Genomic DNA, 16,698 nt, shown 5'->3' with positions numbered 1-16,698 from the left:
GAGTTCGCAGGGCATGTTGCCCTCCACCCGCGAGGTGATCGGGCTGCGCCAGGTCGACGGGATGCCACACCGGGCCCCTCGTTGCGGAACGCTCGCGGGGTGGCTGCGAGGCACCACGATCCGTCGCCAACAGACGTAGCAGTCATCACGCATCGGCACCGTGACCAGCGGCAACAGTACGGACGGCTCCGGCCGTTCAGTCGATTGTTGCCCATCGTGACGGCGGTCACACTCTGACGATGTCTAACTACGTGCTCGTTCATGGCGGGTTCGTCGGCGGCTGGTACTGGCGTGAGACCGCCGCGCTGCTTGAGAAGGACGGCCATCGAGTCCACGTGGTCGAGCAGATGCCCAGTGCCGGACGCGGCGACCCCGCGCAACTTGGTGATCTTCGAGCCGATGCAGACCACGTGAAACGGGTCATCGATGCGGTGGGGGAGCCGGTCGTCCTGGTGGGCCACTCGTACGGCGGAATGGTCATCACAGAGTTGGCCGACCATCCAGCCGTGGTCCACACGGTGTACCTGAGTGCCTTCTGGCCGCAACGAGGGCAATCGCTCAGCGACCTGTTCGGCGACGGACCCCCGCCGGGCTGGATCGTCGCGCACGACAACGGCACGGCCACCGTCACCGACGATCTCGAAGTCGCACGCCAGGCTCTGTGTGCCGACGTTGACCCCGCGCGGGCCGCCGAGGAGCTGCGCCGCCTGATTCCTCAATCCATGTCGAGCTTCGGAACTCCGAGCTCGGCGCCGGACCGCAAGCATCGCACGACCTACATCATCTGCGAGCAGGACAACGCCGTCCCGGTCGCTGCCCAGGAGCAGATGGCTGCAGCCGCCGACCACGTCGAGCGGCTCCCTTCCTCGCACCAGCCAATGGCGTCGATGCCAGACAAGTTGGCGGAGGCGCTTGCCCGGGTGAGGTGATGCCAACCGGCGGGGCTGCCCCAATGTGACCAGATGTGACCACGACGCCGTGGAAGAGCTCGGCATGAGGCGGCTCGGGTGAGACGACTCGGATGCTGCCGGCGAGGTCACGGCCCTGTCGGTGGCTACTGATGAGACGCCCAAAGACGTCCGGCGCCTGACTCATAACCCGGCGAGGCAAGGGGGCTGCGCCAGATCGACGGGATGCCACGCCAAGCCCTCTCATTGCTGGACGGGCGCGGTCATCGCCAGGCATCGAAAAGGCACCACGAGTGGTCGCCAGTGGTGGTAGCGAATAACACTGACCAGCACTGTGACCAGCATGAACGGTACGGGGCGCTCCTCGGCACGACGGGGGACGGGCGTTCACACCGAAGAGGTCTCTGTTCGATCCCAGTATCGCCCACCGCAGTAACACCAGGTCAGCCCCGGTATTACCGGGCTGACCTTTTTTCGTGCCAGCTGTGTTCCAGATGCCTCGTGTGCCATCCGTCGGATCCATGCGCCCCGGTCACCCTGGACCACGAGCCGTGGGATGGGACGGGCCAGCTGGTCCAGCTCGCTCAGGTCGACGTTCGCCAGGCGGGGACCGATCCGGTAGCCGGTGAGCCCTGTGAGGACGCAGTCTGGCCACGCCCGACGGCAACTCGGGTTCGCACCGGCTCCCGGACCAGGCGGCAGGCTCGTCGTTCCGGGACTACGGGCGCCGTCCGCACTCGCGGGAGCGGATGCGGGTGCAGTTGGCGGTCGAGGCGGACGGCGGGGTGCCGCTGGCCGAGGGAGACGACCTGGGTGCGGCGGAGTTGGCACGGGCGTTCGGGCAGGGCCGGTCGCGGAAGTCGGACAGGACGCTGTGGTGGAAGCCGGGGTCTTCCAGCTCCAGGCCGAGGGCGTACTTGAAGTCGATGCGGCAGCGCACCGCGACGTCACCGGCTCCCAGCGGTCGAGGTCGCCCGCGCCAGTCGACCACTTCCATAAACGATGAATATAGAAGAGCTATGCTTCGAACATGGGTCGTCAAGACACCGCTCCTGGCGCGTCCGCCGCCATCGGGGCAGCCCTCTACGGCCTGGCCACCAGGGCCGCGAGACGCCTGCCCCGGGACATGAGCCTGACGTCCGCCGCCACCCTGGCCACCCTGGACCGGACCGGCCCGCGGCGCATCACCGATCTGGCCGCGGTCGAGGGCGTCACCCAGCCCGCGATGACCGCCCTGGTCCGGGTGATGGAGGAGTCCGGCCTGGTCGAGCGGCGGGGCGACGCGTCCGACAAGCGGGTCACGCTGGTGTGCCTGACCGAGGCCGGCGCCTCCTATGTCCGGACGCGGCGCCAAGCGGGCGTCCACGCGTTCGAGCGGTTGATCGGCGAGCTCGCCAGCGACGAGGTCGAGGCGCTGATGGCGGCCCTTCCGGCGCTGAAGCATCTGGCAGAGCTCGAAAGCCAGGACCGCGAAGGGCCGAAGCAGCGACCGGGCGGCCGGTCGGCGGGGTCGCGGTGAAGGCGTTCCTGGTGGCGCATTCCGATGCGCGGCTGCTGGTCCCCGCCCTGATGTTCATCGCTCTGGTCGTGGCGGCGGTCGCCAGCCTCGGGGCGCCGCTCATCACCAGCGTCGCGACCTCGTTCCACGTCTCGCTCGGCAGCGCGCAGTGGACGCTGACCGTCGCGCTGCTCAGCGGCGCTGTCGCCACGCCGGTCCTGGGCCGGCTCGGAGCCGGCCCGCACCGGCGGGCCACGATCCTCGCCACGCTGGCGGTCGTCGTCGCCGGCAGCGCGCTCACCGTGCTGCCGCTGCCGTTCGCGTGGCTGCTGGCCGGCAGGGCGGCCCAGGGCGTCGGGCTCGGGCTGACGGCGCTGATGATGGGCGTGGCCCGGGACCACCTCCCCGAGGAGCGCAGCGCGGCCGTGGTCGCCCTGATCTCGGTGGTCTCGATCATCGGGGCCGGCGTCGGCTACCCGCTGGCCGCACTGCTCGCCGAGCTCGGCGGGGTACGGGCCGCCTACGGCCTCGGCCTGGTCGTCACCGCCGCCGCCCTCCTGACCGCGTGGCGCTCCATGCCCGAAGCCCCCGAAGGCCGCTCCGCCCACGTGGACGTGGCAGGCGCGGTCGTCCTGGCCGCTGCGCTGCTCCTGGTGCTGTTCCTCGCCGGCGAACGGAATCTGTGGAGCCGGCACCTCGCCGTGGCGGCGGGCCTCGCCGTCGTCGCGGTGGTGCTGCTCTGCGTCTGGGCCGTCATCGAGCTGCGCAGCACGACGCCCCTGGTCGATGTGCGGGCGGTGCGACACCCGGCGGTCGCCGGGGCGAACCTCGCCATGTTCGTCGGCGGGATCGGCATGTACCTCCTGCTCACGCTCATCACCCGGTACGCGCAGACGCCGCACGGCGCCGGCTACGGCTTCGGGCTGACGACCTTCGTCGCCGGGCTGGTCCTCATCCCGTTCTCGGTGCTGGGGTTCGTCGCCGGCAAGCTCACGCCGCGGGTCCGGACGCGGATCGCCGACCCCCTGCTCCTGGCCGGCAGCGCCGTCGTGGTCGGCGGCGGGTTCGCCCTGTTCGCGGCGGCCCGGTCGGACCTGGCCGAACTGTTCGCGGCGATGGGCGTGCTGGGCTTCGGCGTCGGCGGCTTCTCGGCCGCGATGCCCGGCGTCATCCTGGCCGTCACCCCCAAGAGCGAGACGTCGAGCGCCATGAGCTTCAACTACGTCGTCCGCAGCGTCGGGTACTCCCTGGGCAGCGCCATCGGCGGCCTGATCCTCGCCGCGGGCACCGCCCCCGGCCACCTCTTCCCCGACGACAGCGCCTACACCACCGCGGCGCTGGTCGGCATCGGCGCCATGGCGATCACGACGCTGACAAGCCTCGCTCTCGCCCGCCGACGCTCGTCCGAGACCAACCCGTGAGTCAGATGCACTCATCCCAATACTGGAGGTTCCATGCCCAAGGGCTACTGGGTCAGCGTCTACCGCACCATTTCAGACCCTGAGAAGCTGGCTGCTTACAACAAGCTGGCCCCTGCGGCCGTCAAGGCCGGGGGCGGTCGGGTCCTCACCCGTGGCAGCCGGGTCGTGGCGCATGACGCCGGAATCGCCGAGCGCACCATCCTGATCGAGTTCGACAGCTTCGAGCAGGCCGTCGCGGCGCGCGAGAGTGCGGCCTACCAGGAGGCGCTGGTCGCCCTCTCCGACGGTGTCGAGCGCGACTTCCGCATCGTCGAAGGCATCGACTGACCGAGGTCCAGTCGGATCTTCACTCAAGCTCTCTGCGGCGCAGCCCGAACCCCACGACGAACGACAATGCGAAGAGCCCACCGAGAACCATCGCCGCGACCGGGTGGTAGGCGAAGTACGCGAAGCACGCGACGCCAGTCCAGAGCAGGATCGGCAGGAGCGAGCCGCGCAGCACCGGCATGGCAGGGGTGACGTGGGCGTAGAAGTCGTCGATCGAGGTCTGTGCCAGGCGGGGGTCGACGAAGCGGCCGCGGCGTTGGTCGGACTCGATGTCGGCGGCGCGGTCCTCGGCGTCGTTGCGTGTGGTGTAGCCGTTCTCGGTGATCAGGGTGCTGTCGTCGAGTCGGTAGCGGACGCGGTATCCGCCTCTGTGTTGTTCTACCCAGGCTATCGTGGTGCTCCAACGCCGCCGCCGACCCGGACGGCGAGACCGGCATCAGCACCGACGGCGCCTCCGCCCGCACCCTCGTGGTCCACAGCCGCGAGGAGCTCGTCATTGCAGCGCAGGTACACGTGCCCTCCTCACCGGAGCACACCCGGTGAGCGAGGTGTTGACCGCGAGGACGCCGAGGGTGCCGGCCGTGAGCGGCAGTGGCGGTCCGCCGTTGTCGGTGGTGGCACACGAGCCCCGTTCGACGAGCGGCAGCGATTGCAAGGTTTTGGAGCAAGCGCCGGTCGAGCGCGCCGGTGCCCACGTCGACCTGGATGTGTCGGGTACTCCGTGGACGGAGGCAGGGTCAGGTCAGGTTCGGGCGGACTTGACGATTGGGCGTTCCAGGTCGGGACGCCGCTGCGTGAGCCTGCCCGTCTCCTGCTGGAAGTGATCGACCTGTAGCAACGCTCGCGTCGATGGGTGTTGCTGCCGGTGTCCATCATCTGCGGGAGTTGTCCAGGTACTGCAGGATCTCGTGGGCAGCGAGCTCGATGTCCTTGTGGCCCCACTCCGCAGCTCGATAGTGGCAGGAGATGATCCCCATCCGGTGGATGCGCGTGTAGTCGCCGAAGACGAAGGCGTAGCGGCGCTTGGTGTCCGCGGCTGCGCCGTCGGTGAGGCCGAGATGCCAGGCGCCGTACTCGTCCCAGCTGTGGGTCTTGAGGTAGCGAGTGCCGTCGGCGGCGGAGGGTTGGACGTCTCCCCAGCGGCTTCGGAGGACGTAGCGACGGGCATCGATGAGGTGGTGAGCGTGGTCGACCGCGGCTTCGTTAACCCGGTACTTCGGCATGCACTGATGGTGGGGTAGCCGGGCTGCGGGTGCAGGACCGTTGTCGCGGCTCGGGTTTGGGCTCTGTTTGTGACGAGGTGGGGCTGCTGACCGGCTCCGGTACCGACGTCGAGGGCGTGGCGAGCTGGACGTGGAGGCCACGGCGGCCGCTCTGCGCGGGGAGCCACGACGTGCAGATCGCGGGTCGGCGCAGTCCGGGTAGGCGGTGGAACAGGTTCAGGGTGCCGAGGGGTTCGTCGCGCAGCCGCAGCGGCAGTGCGTGGACGGAGCCGTAGGTTCCTCGTTGGGCCAGGGCTGCGACGAACCTGGGCCACCGGGCTGCGGAGTCGGTGAGGTCGCCGACGCTGACCACAGTGGCGTGACCGAGGATCGAGTACCGCATCGCCTTGGGCGAGCGTGGTGGGCTCGGCTTGCAGCCGGCCGGCGTGGTGGATGTCCGCGACGACCCACCCGGCGGTGCCCGGCGTGGCGGTCCCACGGCGCTGCCGGCAATCCTTGACAAGCTTGCGCAACCTGTCCATGCTCTTTGTGCTGCTCGACTCGAGGAGGAGTAGTGGGTCCCACGCTGACGGATGTCGCCAAGCGCGCGAATGTCGCCTTGTCGACCGCGTCTCGGGCGTTCAGTGATCCCAGCCGGTTGGGTCCGGACACCTTGCGCAAGATCCTCAAAGTTGCGCAAGATCTTGGCTACAGCCCGCCTGCACGGGTAGCGGAGCTCGACGGGGAGCCTGCGGTGGTCACCATCGCCGTCGTCGTTCCGGACATCGCCAACCCGGTGTTCTCCGCGTTCGTGAAGGCGGCACAGGGGCAGGGGCGGCACAACCGGCACACCGTCGTGGTCGCCGACAGCGACTTCGATCCCGACCGCGAGCGCGAGGCGATCGCACACCTGCGCGGCCGGGTGGACGGGATGGTCGTCTGTTCCTCCCGGCTCGACGCCGACGAGGTGCTCGGACTGTGCGGCCGGGTGCCGGCGGTCCTCGTCAACCGTGAGGCGGCAGGTGCGGACTGCATCATCGCCGACGCCACCCAGGGGCTGCGGGAGACCCTCGACTACCTGACGGCGCTGGGGCACCGGCGGATCGCCTACGTGCAGGGCAGTGCCCGCTCCTGGTCCAACGCCCACCGGGTCGAGGTGATCCACTCGCTCGGCGAGCGGTACGACATCGACCTGGAGCTGCTCGACTGGCAGACCGAGACCGTCGAGGGCGGGACCGCGGCGGCCGCGCGCGTCGTGGCGTCGGGTGCCTCCGCGGTGATAACGCACAACGACCTCGTCGCGCTCGGCGTGATGAGCGGTGCCCGCGCGCTGGGCGTGCAGATCCCCGACGACCTGTCGGTGGTCGGGATGGACGACATCTCGTTCGGCACGCTCGCGCAGCCGGCTCTCACGAGCATCTCCGTTCCGCTCGCGCGCGCCGGGACCCTGAGCATGGAGCTGCTCGCCCGCGCCGCGGCGGGGGAGCGGTCGACCCCGCGCACGCAACGTCTGGCCACCCACCTCGTCGTCCGGGCCTCCACCGGGCCGGCCGGGGCCCGCGTGCTCACCGACGTCCGGGGGAGGGCATGAAGATCGTTGTCGCTGACGCGAACCTCGCGCCGATGCGTGGTCGTCTCGAGGAGGGGTTCCCGCCCGGATCCGAGGTCGTCTGGCCCGATCCGCGCGACCTCTCCACGGTCGAGGGTGCGGTGGCCGATGCCGACGTGCTGGTCTCCGCGAGGTGCCCGGCCACGGTCGGGGCCGCGGGCAAGGCCCTCCGGCTGGTGCACGCCCCCGGTGCCGGGGTGGACGGGATCGACGTGGCCGCACTGCCGGCCGGCACGTTCGTCGCGAACACCTTCCACCACGAGGACTCGATCGCCGAGTACGTCCTGGCGAGCACCATCCTGCTGCGCAGGGGCTTCCTCGCCCAGGACACCGCGCTGCGGCGGGACGAGTGGGCCTCGCCCGCCTACGATCCGGCGCTGCCGTGGGGCGATACGCTGGGCGCCGCCACGATCGGGTTCGTCGGTTTCGGGCACATCGGTGCGCGCACCTGGGAGCGGTTCCGGGCCTGCGGCGCCCGTGGGGTCGCCGTCACCCGCCGCGGCGACGTCGACGCCGCCGCGTACGGCCTGGAGTGGTCGGGGACGACCGACGATCTCGGCAGCCTCCTCGACCGCGCCGACGTCGTGGTCGTGAGCGCCCCGCTCACGCCGGAGACCGTCGGGATGATCGGGGTCGCCGAGCTCGCGCGCATGCGCCGCACGGCGGTGCTGGTCAACGTCGGGCGCGGGCCGCTGGTCGAGGAGCGGGCACTGTTCGAGGCGCTGCGCGACCGTGGGATCGCCGGCGCCGCGATCGACGTCTGGTACGGCTACCCGGCCGCGGGCACGACCGCCCCGCCGTCCGAGCTGCCGTTCCGCGAGCTGCCGAACGTGCTGATGACGCCGCACTCCTCCGGCCTCACCCGCCAGACCTTCGCCGGCCGGGCGACGGACATCGCGGCCAACGTCCGGCGGCTGGCCGCGGGCGAGCAGCTGGTCAACGTCGTGGCGGTGGCGCGATGACCGACACGATCGTCTCGGCCGACGTGCTCGTCACCAGCCCCGGCCGGAACTTCGTCACGCTGAAGATCGTGACGGCGAGCGGGGCCGTCGGCTGGGGCGACGCCACGCTCAACGGCCGGGAGCTTGCAGTCGCGAGCTACCTGCGCGACCACGTCTGCCCGATCCTCATCGGCCGCGATCCGGCGCGCATCGAGGACACCTGGCAGTACCTCTACCGCGGGGTCTACTGGCGGCGCGGCCCCGTGACCATGGCCGCGATCGGCGCGGTGGACCTGGCGCTGTGGGACATCAAGGGCAAGGTGTGCGGGCAGCCGGTCTACCAGCTCTTGGGCGGCGCCGTGCGCAACCGCATCCTGTCCTACACGCACGCAACGGGGTGGGACGTCGCAGCGCTGCTCGACGCCGTCGACGCCGTGCGCGACCGGGGGTTCCAGGCGATCCGGGTGCAGACCGGGGTGCCGGGGCTGGACTCCGTCTACGGGGTGACGAAGGACGGTGCCGCCTACGAGCCTGCGGGCCGGGGTGCCGGCCCGGTCGAGGAGATCTGGGACACAGCTGCCTACCTGCGTCACGTGCCGGGCGCGCTGGTGCAGGTCCGCGAGCACGTCGGCCCGAACGTGGCGCTGCTGCACGACGCGCACCACCGGCTCACACCCAACGAGGCGGCCCGGCTCGGCAAGGCGCTCGAGCCCGTGGACCTGTACTGGCTCGAGGACGTCACGCCAGCGGAGAACCAGGAGGTGCTGCGCCGGGTGCGCGCGCAGACCACCACCCCGCTGGCCATCGGCGAGGTGTTCACCACCGTCTGGGAGTTCCAGCAGCTCATCACCGAGCAGCTGATCGACTTCGTGCGGGCGGCCTCATCGCACGTCGGAGGGATCACGCCGCTGCGCCGGATCGCGGCGCTCGCCGAGGTGTGGCAGGTCCGCATCGCGCCGCACGGCCCTTCGGACGTGTCGCCGATCGCCCTCGCCGGCGCCACGCACGTCGGGCTGGCCACGCCGAACTTCGCCATCCAGGAGTACATGGGCTACCCGGACGTCGTGCACGAGGTGTTCCGGCACGACTGGACCTACGCCGAGGGCCATCTGCACCCCGGCGAGGCGCCCGGCCTCGGGGTCGAAGTCGACGAAGCACTGGCCGCCCGCTTCCCCTACGAACGCGCCTACCTGCCAGTCGCGCGCCGTCGCGACGGCACCCTGACTGATTGGTGACGGTGTTGACTCCCTGGGCGACTCCTCGGCTCACCGCAGCCACCACCCCGAGCGCGGCGCTGCTGCACCACCGCGCGCTGCCCCCGACCGGCATCGTCCACCTCGGCCTGGGCAACTTCCACCGTGCGCACCAGGCCGTGCACACCGCCGCCGCGCTCGCCGCGGAGGACGGCCCGTGGGGGATCCTCGGCGTCGCCAACCGATCCGCCACCGTGGCGGACGCGCTGCGCGAACAGGACCTGCTGTACGCCGTGGTCGAGGTCTCCCCGGAGGGCACCCGGGTGGTCGTCCCCGCCGTGCACACCGGCGCGCTGGTGGCGGCCCGCGAGCCCGACGCGGTGCTGGACGCGCTAGCGGCGCCGACGACGAGGATCGTCACGTTGACCGTCACCGAGCACGGGTACACGTTCGACCCGCGGACCGGCGCGCTCGACCTCGACCACGACGGTGTCCGCGCCGACCTGCGCGGCGGCTCGGCGCCCGGCACGACCCTCGGGCTGGTCGTGCGCGGGCTCCAGCGCCGCGCCCGGGCGCACGGCGCCCCGATCACGATCATGAGCTGCGACAACCTGGTCGCCAACGGTCACGTCACCGAGCGCCTGGTGCGCGAGTTCGTCGCGGCGCTGCCCGCAGCCGAGCGCACCGAGCTGGAGCCCTACCTCGCGCAGGTCGCGTTCCCGAGCAGCATGGTCGACCGGATCGTGCCGGCCACGACGGACGCCTACCGGGCCGCCGCGGCCGAGCACCTCGGCGTCCGCGACGAGGCCCCGGTCCCGGCCGAGCCCTACAGCATGTGGGCGATCGAGGACACGTTCGCCGCCGGCCGCCCGGCCTGGGAGCGCGGGGGAGCGCTGTTCACCGACGACGTGGGCCCGTACGAGCTGCTCAAGCTGCGGCTGCTCAACGGGACCCACTCGCTGATCGCGTACCTGGGCGCCCTCTCCGGCTGCGCCACCATTCCCGAGGCCATCGCCCGGCCCGCGATCAGGGAGGCAGCCGAGCGGGTGCTGCGCGACGAGTACCGGCCGACGGTGCCGGTGCCGGCCGACGTCGACCTCGAGGAGTACGTCGCGCAGCTCTACACCCGCTGGTCGAACTCGGCCCTCGGGCACCGCACCCAGCAGGTCGGTTCGGACGGCTCGGTCAAGCTCGCCCAACGAGTGCCCGAGCCAGCGTGCTCGCACCTGGCCGCTGGTCGGATGCCACACCACCTCGCGCTGACCGTGGCCGGCTACCTCTGCTGCGTGGCGCCGCCCAGCGGTTTCGACCCGGGCCCGCACGCCCGGGCGATGAACGACCCAATGCGCGAGCGGCTCGCCCCGCTCGCGACCCGGTCCACCGGCGACTTCGTCGCCGCCGCGCTCGGTACCGGAGTGCTCGGAGCGGAGCTCGCGGCGCACGCCTCGTTCACCGGCCGCGTCGCCGAGCTGGTCGACGTCCTGGTGCGCCACGGCGTCGACGCGGCCGTCCGCGAGGCCGCCGATCACCTCACACCGGTGCCGGTCACTTCCCGCTGACCCGTCGACGAGGACGAGCATGCCCACCACCATCCCGGACAGCACCCGCGCCGCGGTCCTGCACGGCGCAGGCGACCTGCGCATCGAGCGACTACCGGTTCCCCGGCTCGGCCCCGACGACGTGCTCGTCGCCGTCGACGCCGTGGGCGTCTGCGGGTCGGACATGCACTACTTCGCCAGCGGCCGCAACGGCGGCAACGTGCTCCGCCAGCCGACCGTGCTCGGCCACGAGGCGTCCGGCGTCGTCACCGCAGCCGGCGCGGACGTCGCGCTGGCGGTCGGGACCCGGGTGGCGGTCGAACCCGCCGTCGGGTGCGGCCGGTGCGCGACCTGCCGCACGGGCCGGTACAACCTGTGCCCCATCGGCACCTGCCTCGGCTCACCGCCCACCCACGGAACGATCTCCGAGTACCTGGTCGCGCCGTCGCGGGCGATCCACCCGCTGCCCGACGCGATCGGCACCGAGCTCGGCTCGCTGATCGAGCCGCTCGCCGTTGCCGTGTGGGCGGTGCAGCGGGCCGACGTCCGCGCCGGTCATCGCGTGCTCGTGACGGGAGCCGGGCCCATCGGGATCCTCGTTGCCCAGGTCGCGACCGCAGTCGGCGCTGCCGAGGTCGTCGTCACCGACGTCGTCGACGACCGTCTCGCTCGTGCTGCCGAGCTCGGCGCGACGGCGACGATCAACACCGGCACCACGGAGCTCGGCCGCACCGGCATGGACCGGCTCATCGAGTGCTCCGCGCATCCGGCCGCGCTGTGGCAGGGGATCCATGCGCTCGGGCCGGCCGCCAGGGCCACCGTGGTGGGCCAGGCCCCGCCGAGCGTCGACGGCCTGCCGCTCGCGTTCCTGCAGCGCTTCGAGATCGACCTCGTCACGGCCTTCCGCTACGCCCACGCCTTCCCGGCCGCGATCGCGTTCGCCGCGTCCGGCCGGGTGGACCTGGCCGGGATCCTGACCGGCCGGTTCCCGCTGTCGGCCACCGCCGACGCACTGCGCGCACCCGGCGACGACCCGAGCCACCTCAAGGTCGTCGTCCGGCCAGGTTCCTGACCCGCACACCAGCCCGACGGGCCCGATCCATTCGAGGACGCATGGACTCCACCGACACAACCGGCCGACCCGATCGCTCCACAGTGGACGCTGCACCGCCGCCAGCCGATCCGCGTGCGGTGCGCCGTGCCGCATGGGCGGGCCTTGCCGGCACCACCCTCGAGCTGTACGACTTCGTCATCTACGGGACCGCGTCGGCGCTGATCTTCTCGACGCTGTTCTTCCCGAACATCTCACCGGCGGCCGGCCTGCTGGCCAGCTTCAGCGCCTACGCGGTCGGGTTCGCGGCGCGTCCGCTGGGCGGCTTGTTCTTCTCCCGGTACGGCGACCGGCTCGGGCGCAAGTGGGTGCTCGTCGCGACCCTGATGCTGATGGGCGGGGCCACGCTCGCGATCGGCCTGCTGCCGACGTACGCCCAGGTCGGCCTCATCGCACCCGCCTTGCTGGTGGTGTGTCGCTTCCTGCAGGGCTTCGGGGCCGGAGCCGAGCAGGCAGGGGCGGCGACCCTGCTCACCGAGACCGCCCGCACGGGCCGCCGCGGGCTCCTCGCCTCCTTGGTGATGACCGGCGCGGCACTGGGCACCGCGCTCGGTGCCGTCGCCTGGATCCTCGTGCAGCTGTTGCCGAAGGACGACCTCATGAGCTGGGGATGGCGGTTGGTCTTCCTGTCCAGCGTGCTCGTGATGATCGCGGGGATGATCATCCGGCGGAAGCTGAACGAGAGCCCCGTCTTCCAGGAGCTCAAGGAGCAGCACACCGAGCCGCGCCGGCCGGTGGGTGAGACCCTCCGCCGCGGCCGCAAGCCGCTGCTGCTCGTGGTGTTCATGACCGTCGGGGTCAGCGCGCAGTCCTACACCTACCAGGTCTTCATGGCGTCCTACCTGGTGTCGTCCGTCGGCGTCGACCCGACGTTCGTGCCGAAGGTGCTGCTGATCGGGGCCATCTGCGGTGGCATCGCCGCCGTCGGGTTCGGCGCGCTGTCCGACCGCTTCGGCCGCAAGCCGGTGTACTCCGCGATCCTCTCCGCGCTCGTCGTGCTCCCGGCACCGTCCTTCATCGCGCTGAACACCGGGTCCACCGCGGCGATCGTCGTCACGATCATCGTCGGCTTCGTCCTCGCCGGCCAGGGCGCGGTCGCCGTGACGATGAGCTACTTCCCCGAGCTGTTCGGCAACCGCTACCGCTACGCGGGTGTCACCCTCGGCCGGGAGATCGCCGCCGTGCTCGGTGGCGGGTTCGCCCCGCTGATCTGCGCCGCGCTGGTCACGGCGTTCGGTGGTTCATGGGTTCCGGTGGCCGTCTACATGTCCGCGATGATGCTGCTCAGCCTTGTCGCCGCGCGGCTGGCCCCCGAGACGCGGGGCCGGGACCTGGCCGTCCCCGAGGACGCCACCGCACAAGGCCTGACGCGGTCCGCCCGCTGAAGACCGTGAACGGCGCCGGGTCTAGCGGGCGCGGCCGCCCGATCCGGCAGTCGCCCGAGCGCCGCGCCGGCCACCACGTCCGGCCCGGCCTCCGGCGACGCCCGGCGACCTCGGGGAGCACCACTCCGCGGTAGCGCTCGGGCAACCCCGATTGATCATGAGGTGGGGTTCATGAGCATGCCGTGAGGCAGAGGCCAACGCCCGTGTCGCCCCATGCGCCGTCGTCTCCGCAGTGGCATCCGGAGCCTGCCGTTCGCCTGCGGCCGTCGGCGTCGGACCGAGCGGTGTGTTCGGCAGGAGCAGCACCAGTGCGAGACCGAGGAGGAACAGCGGGGCCAGGTAACCGAACAGCGGGGTGAGCGATTCGGCGCCAACTCCGTCGTTGACGATGCGCAGGAGCACCTCATCGGCCCGCCTGCGGATGATGATCACACAGTGTTCGCCCTTGCTGTGCCGCAGCACGTGGGTCACCCAGCCGTTTGCGATAGATCGGCCAGGTCCGCGGCGTCACGCTCGCCCGGGGCCAGGCTCGACCCGGTCCGGTGAGTCGGGGGATTCATAACTTCCGATCTCGCCGAACTCCGCTGGGCTTAGGAGCTGCTCACGGAGGATGTCAGCGTGGCCGCAATGCTGGGCCAACTCGCGCAGCATGTGGAGGTAGACCCAACGTAGTGGCAGCGGGCCCCGCCGGTTGCCTCGTACGATGTCGTCCAGGGGTAGTTCCGCCGTGGCCTGGCGTGATACCGCGCAGGCCTGCTGGTGGGCCTGCTGGACGGATGCGATCGTGTCGACGTCGTCGAGGTCGAACGACTCGTCGGGGGAGTCGGGTATACCGATCTCAGCGCGGGGGCGGCAGGTGATCGCCTCGTCGAACCACACCTTCTCAACGAACGTGGCGTGCTTGACCAGGCCCAGCAGCGTGGTCTTGGACCTGACCAACGACCGGCGCGCCTGTTCCTCGGTCAGCCCGCTCAAGCTTTCGTTGAGCGCGGATCGATGTTCATCGAGGAAGGCTTCGAACTGATCCCTCAGCGCTGCGTGAAAGACGCTGTACAGGGCAAAGACGGGCTCGCCTGGCGGGATCTGCCTGAGCGGTACGGGCTGTGGAAGACCGTCTACAACCGATTCTGGCGCTGGGCGCGCAACGGCACCATGACCTGACGATCGAGATGACAAGGTGGTCCGGTCGGCTGCGGCTCGAAGCTGACCGGATCGTGCGGATGCGCTGCTGTGGAGGGCGGTGGGTGCCCCGGTGTCGCGGGTGGGGCGATCGTCGGCGGCCAGCGTGGCCGTGCCGCTGGGTGGTCGGGAGGTGGAGCTGGCCCGCACCCGGGCCGCGCTCGCCGAGGCCGGGGCGCTCGCCGATTGGGAGCGGGCACAGCGACGACAGCTCCTCCACTGGCCGCCGGCTACCGAAGAACCCGCGCACCTGCCGCACGACGTCACCGAGATCCTGCTCATCGCGCAACTCCCAGCAAGCCATACAAAAGGCCCTGAATCGCACCTCGACCCAAGCCGCTCAACCACGATGCGTCGATATTCGGCCTGTCTGAATGCTTCGCGCGTTGTGACCGGTGGTGATCGACCGTCTCGCCGCAGGTTCGTAGGTGGGCAGCTGCTGGCGCTGGCGCGTGGATCGGCTGTGGTGAAGGATCTCGTCCGGACCGGGTATGGGGCGCATCGGGGCGGAAGCAAGTAGCCACGGCTCGCCGCTTTTCGCTGGGTGCCTGGTCTGCGCGAAGGGGAAGCCGCCGGGCCCCAGGAGAGCCCTTCGGCCCTGATTAGGCTGGCGCGTGCGGCTCGCTTAGATACTGGTGGATGAGTTGCACGGCCATCGACCCGGTACCGACCGCGGTGGCGACACGCTTGATGGAGCCGTGACGCACGTCCCCGACAGCGAATACGCCGGGGGTGCTGGTCTCGAGCAGCCACGGCGGCCGCACGAGGGGCCACTCCGGCAGGGGCACGCCGCCGGCGAGCAGGTCGTGCCCGGTGACGACGTACCCCTGCTCGTCACGGCGAACGGTATCGCCGAGCCAGTCCGTGCGGGGTTGCGCGCCGATCATGACGAAGACCGCGGCCGCGGGAACGACCTCGGTCGCGCCCGAGCGGCGGTCGCGCAACTCAACCTCCTCGAGTCTCTCGTCACCGCGCCCGTCGATGATCTCGGTGTGCAGGCGCACGGTGATGGCCGGGATCTGCTCGATCACGGTGATCAGGTAGTCGGACATGCTCGCCGCCAGCGCGGGCCCGCGCACCAGAATTGTCACGGTGGAGGCCCATCGAGCCAGGTGGACCGCGGCCTGGCCCGCGGAGTTGCCCGCGCCGACCACGAAGACGTCCTCTCCCGCAACCGCGACCGCCTCGGCCCCGGCGGCTCCGTAGAAGACCCCGGCCCCGCGCAGCTCCTCCAGCGCTGGCACCCCGAGCCTGCGCCAGTCCACCCCGCACGCGATGATGACCGCCCTGGCCACGACCTCGTCGTCGCCGACCTGGACGACATGCCGGGCCGCCTCGGTGCGGAGGCCGGTCGCCGGCCGGCCGAGCACCAGGTCGGCGCCGAAGAGCCAGGCCTGCTCCGCAGCGCGGTTCGCGAGGTTCTCACCGCTGATGCCGCGAGGAAAGCCCAGGTAGTTGCGGATCAAGGAGCTCGTTCCGGCCTGCCCGCCCGGCAACGACATGTCGATCACCACGGTCCGCAGACCTTCGGAAGCGGCATATACCGCTGCCGCGAGCCCTGCGGGCCCGGCGCCGACGATCGCGACGTCGCAGGCCTCAGTGGCGAAGCCGGTGGGAAGGCCGAGCATGCTGGCCAACTCGGCGACATCGGGTTGCACGACAGCAGCCGAACCCGGCGCGCCCGGCACGACGACCGGCAGCCGCTCGCCGTCCTGGCCGTGCTCGCGCAGCATCCGGCGGCCCTGCTCCGAGTCGGGCGACGAGAAGCCGAACGGAACCCCGACCCGCCCCAGTGCGTCGCGGATCTCGTGCGAGCGCGCCTCCCATTGGTCACCCACCACGTGGAACGCTTCGAACAACGGGGCCTGCGTCTGCGCCCAGTCCACCAGCAGCTCGCTGACCGGGAGGTAGAGCCACCGCTCCTCGGGCTGCCACGGATCGAACAGGTAACCGTCGATCTGGCCGAGCAGCATCGCCCGTACGGCAGGGTGTCCCGAGCGCCACTCTCCGCGCCCGACGAGGAGCGCCCGCTTGGCCGCCGGGTGCAGTCCGTGCGACGCGGCGAGGAAGCCGGCACCGTCGGTGTGCTCCGCGTGCTGCCCCGCGATCACGAGGCAGACGTCGCGCCCGTCCTCCGCGAGGCGGGAGAGCACGGACAGGCCGGCTGCCGAGGACGGCTCGGCCCGCACGTCGTAGTCAGCTCCGAAGCGGCGGTTCAGGCGGCTCGCCAGCACGGACCTGCGTTCCTCGTCGTCGTGGGCCACGAGGATCACCGGCCCTGCCGGTCCGGCACTCGCAGGGCCACCCATCGACCGAACCTAGTGCCGCATGGCCGGCGCGGCCAGAGGAGCGACGCGGGCGCCGCCCTCCTGCTACCGACGGGCCG

The 16,698-nt window shown here is 71.2% G+C and carries 14 protein-coding genes and 3 pseudogenes; 12 read left to right on the top strand and 5 right to left on the bottom strand.

Translation table 11 applies throughout. The features are described 5' to 3' along the window. The first annotated feature begins 239 nt into the window (after positions 1 to 239). Positions 240 to 929: an alpha/beta fold hydrolase gene (locus FHX44_RS40440; RefSeq protein WP_147260587.1), complete on the top strand. Its 690-nt coding sequence runs from the start codon at positions 240 to 242 to the stop codon at positions 927 to 929. Positions 930 to 1,755: 826 nt separating this feature from the next. On the opposite strand, the pseudogene FHX44_RS40435 reads toward FHX44_RS40440, so the two are convergent. Next, positions 1,756 to 1,851 (bottom strand): annotated as a pseudogene (locus tag FHX44_RS40435) (transposase); the annotation flags it as partial. Positions 1,852 to 1,938: 87 nt separating this feature from the next. Here FHX44_RS40435 and FHX44_RS40430 point away from each other — a divergent pair. From FHX44_RS40430 to FHX44_RS40420, 3 genes are read left to right on the top strand one after another with little or no spacing between them, the layout of a single operon-like run. Continuing rightward, positions 1,939 to 2,427 carry a MarR family winged helix-turn-helix transcriptional regulator gene (locus FHX44_RS40430; protein WP_246170857.1) on the top strand — a complete coding sequence of 163 codons (489 nt, stop codon included), beginning with the start codon at positions 1,939 to 1,941 and terminating at the stop codon, positions 2,425 to 2,427. 11 nt (positions 2,428 to 2,438) lie between these two features. Further along, positions 2,439 to 3,827 (top strand): MFS transporter, encoded by a 1,389-nt coding sequence (locus FHX44_RS40425; RefSeq protein WP_246170856.1) that lies wholly within the window; start codon positions 2,439 to 2,441, stop codon positions 3,825 to 3,827. Between the two features lie 33 nt (positions 3,828 to 3,860). Beyond that, positions 3,861 to 4,154: a DUF1330 domain-containing protein gene (locus tag FHX44_RS40420; RefSeq protein ID WP_147260585.1), complete on the top strand. Its 294-nt coding sequence runs from the start codon at positions 3,861 to 3,863 to the stop codon at positions 4,152 to 4,154. Between the two features lie 19 nt (positions 4,155 to 4,173). On the opposite strand, the gene FHX44_RS42575 is transcribed toward FHX44_RS40420, so the two are convergent. Then, positions 4,174 to 4,335, bottom strand: a complete 162-nt coding sequence (locus tag FHX44_RS42575) for a hypothetical protein (RefSeq protein ID WP_170308693.1) — start codon at positions 4,333 to 4,335, stop codon at positions 4,174 to 4,176. 691 nt (positions 4,336 to 5,026) lie between these two features. Further along, positions 5,027 to 5,377 carry a hypothetical protein gene (locus FHX44_RS40415; protein ID WP_147260584.1) on the bottom strand — a complete coding sequence of 117 codons (351 nt, stop codon included), beginning with the start codon at positions 5,375 to 5,377 and terminating at the stop codon, positions 5,027 to 5,029. A gap of 553 nt (positions 5,378 to 5,930) precedes the next feature. Between FHX44_RS40415 and FHX44_RS40410 the strand changes: the two genes are divergently transcribed. From FHX44_RS40410 to FHX44_RS40385, 6 genes are all read left to right on the top strand, one after another. Further along, positions 5,931 to 6,947, top strand: coding sequence for a LacI family DNA-binding transcriptional regulator (locus FHX44_RS40410; RefSeq protein ID WP_147260583.1), 1,017 nt, complete (start codon positions 5,931 to 5,933; stop codon positions 6,945 to 6,947). After that, a complete protein-coding gene (locus FHX44_RS40405) occupies positions 6,944 to 7,927 on the top strand; it encodes a 2-hydroxyacid dehydrogenase (protein ID WP_147260582.1) in 984 nt (327 codons plus the stop codon). The genes FHX44_RS40410 and FHX44_RS40405 overlap by 4 nt, the downstream gene beginning before the upstream one ends. Next, positions 7,924 to 9,141: a D-mannonate dehydratase ManD gene (gene manD, locus FHX44_RS40400; protein ID WP_147260581.1), complete on the top strand. Its 1,218-nt coding sequence runs from the start codon at positions 7,924 to 7,926 to the stop codon at positions 9,139 to 9,141. Before FHX44_RS40405 ends, manD begins: the two co-directional genes overlap by 4 nt. Further along, positions 9,138 to 10,658: a mannitol dehydrogenase family protein gene (locus tag FHX44_RS40395; RefSeq protein ID WP_246171054.1), complete on the top strand. Its 1,521-nt coding sequence runs from the start codon at positions 9,138 to 9,140 to the stop codon at positions 10,656 to 10,658. Before manD ends, FHX44_RS40395 begins: the two co-directional genes overlap by 4 nt. A 19-nt stretch (positions 10,659 to 10,677) precedes the next feature. Beyond that, the gene (locus tag FHX44_RS40390; protein ID WP_147260580.1) at positions 10,678 to 11,709 is read left to right on the top strand and encodes an alcohol dehydrogenase catalytic domain-containing protein; all 1,032 of its coding nucleotides are present in this window, start codon (positions 10,678 to 10,680) and stop codon (positions 11,707 to 11,709) included. 119 nt (positions 11,710 to 11,828) lie between these two features. Next, a complete protein-coding gene (locus FHX44_RS40385; RefSeq protein WP_246170855.1) occupies positions 11,829 to 13,133 on the top strand; it encodes an MFS transporter in 1,305 nt (434 codons plus the stop codon). A 588-nt stretch (positions 13,134 to 13,721) separates the two neighbouring features. Here the strand turns inward: FHX44_RS40385 and FHX44_RS40380 are convergent. Continuing rightward, positions 13,722 to 14,189 (bottom strand): annotated as a pseudogene (locus FHX44_RS40380) (DinB family protein); the annotation flags it as partial. A 9-nt stretch (positions 14,190 to 14,198) separates the two neighbouring features. Between FHX44_RS40380 and FHX44_RS40375 the strand changes: the two are divergent. Together FHX44_RS40375 and FHX44_RS40370 are read left to right on the top strand one after the other, a co-directional pair. After that, a pseudogene (locus tag FHX44_RS40375) lies at positions 14,199 to 14,285 on the top strand (transposase); the annotation flags it as partial. Between the two features lie 133 nt (positions 14,286 to 14,418). Continuing rightward, entirely contained in the window at positions 14,419 to 14,832 is a 414-nt protein-coding gene (locus FHX44_RS40370; RefSeq protein ID WP_147260578.1) for a hypothetical protein, read from the top strand. Between the two features lie 82 nt (positions 14,833 to 14,914). On the opposite strand, the gene FHX44_RS40365 is transcribed toward FHX44_RS40370, so the two are convergent. After that, complete coding sequence (locus FHX44_RS40365) at positions 14,915 to 16,621, bottom strand: NAD(P)/FAD-dependent oxidoreductase (RefSeq protein ID WP_147260577.1); 1,707 nt, start codon at positions 16,619 to 16,621, stop codon at positions 14,915 to 14,917. Positions 16,622 to 16,698: the final 77 nt, after the last annotated feature.

The sequence above is a fragment of the Pseudonocardia hierapolitana genome, assembly GCF_007994075.1.
Taxonomy (GTDB): Bacteria; Actinomycetota; Actinomycetes; order Mycobacteriales; family Pseudonocardiaceae; genus Pseudonocardia; species Pseudonocardia hierapolitana.
Note: the sequence above shows the minus strand (reverse complement) of the source record. Positions and strands in the feature narration are given on the sequence as shown.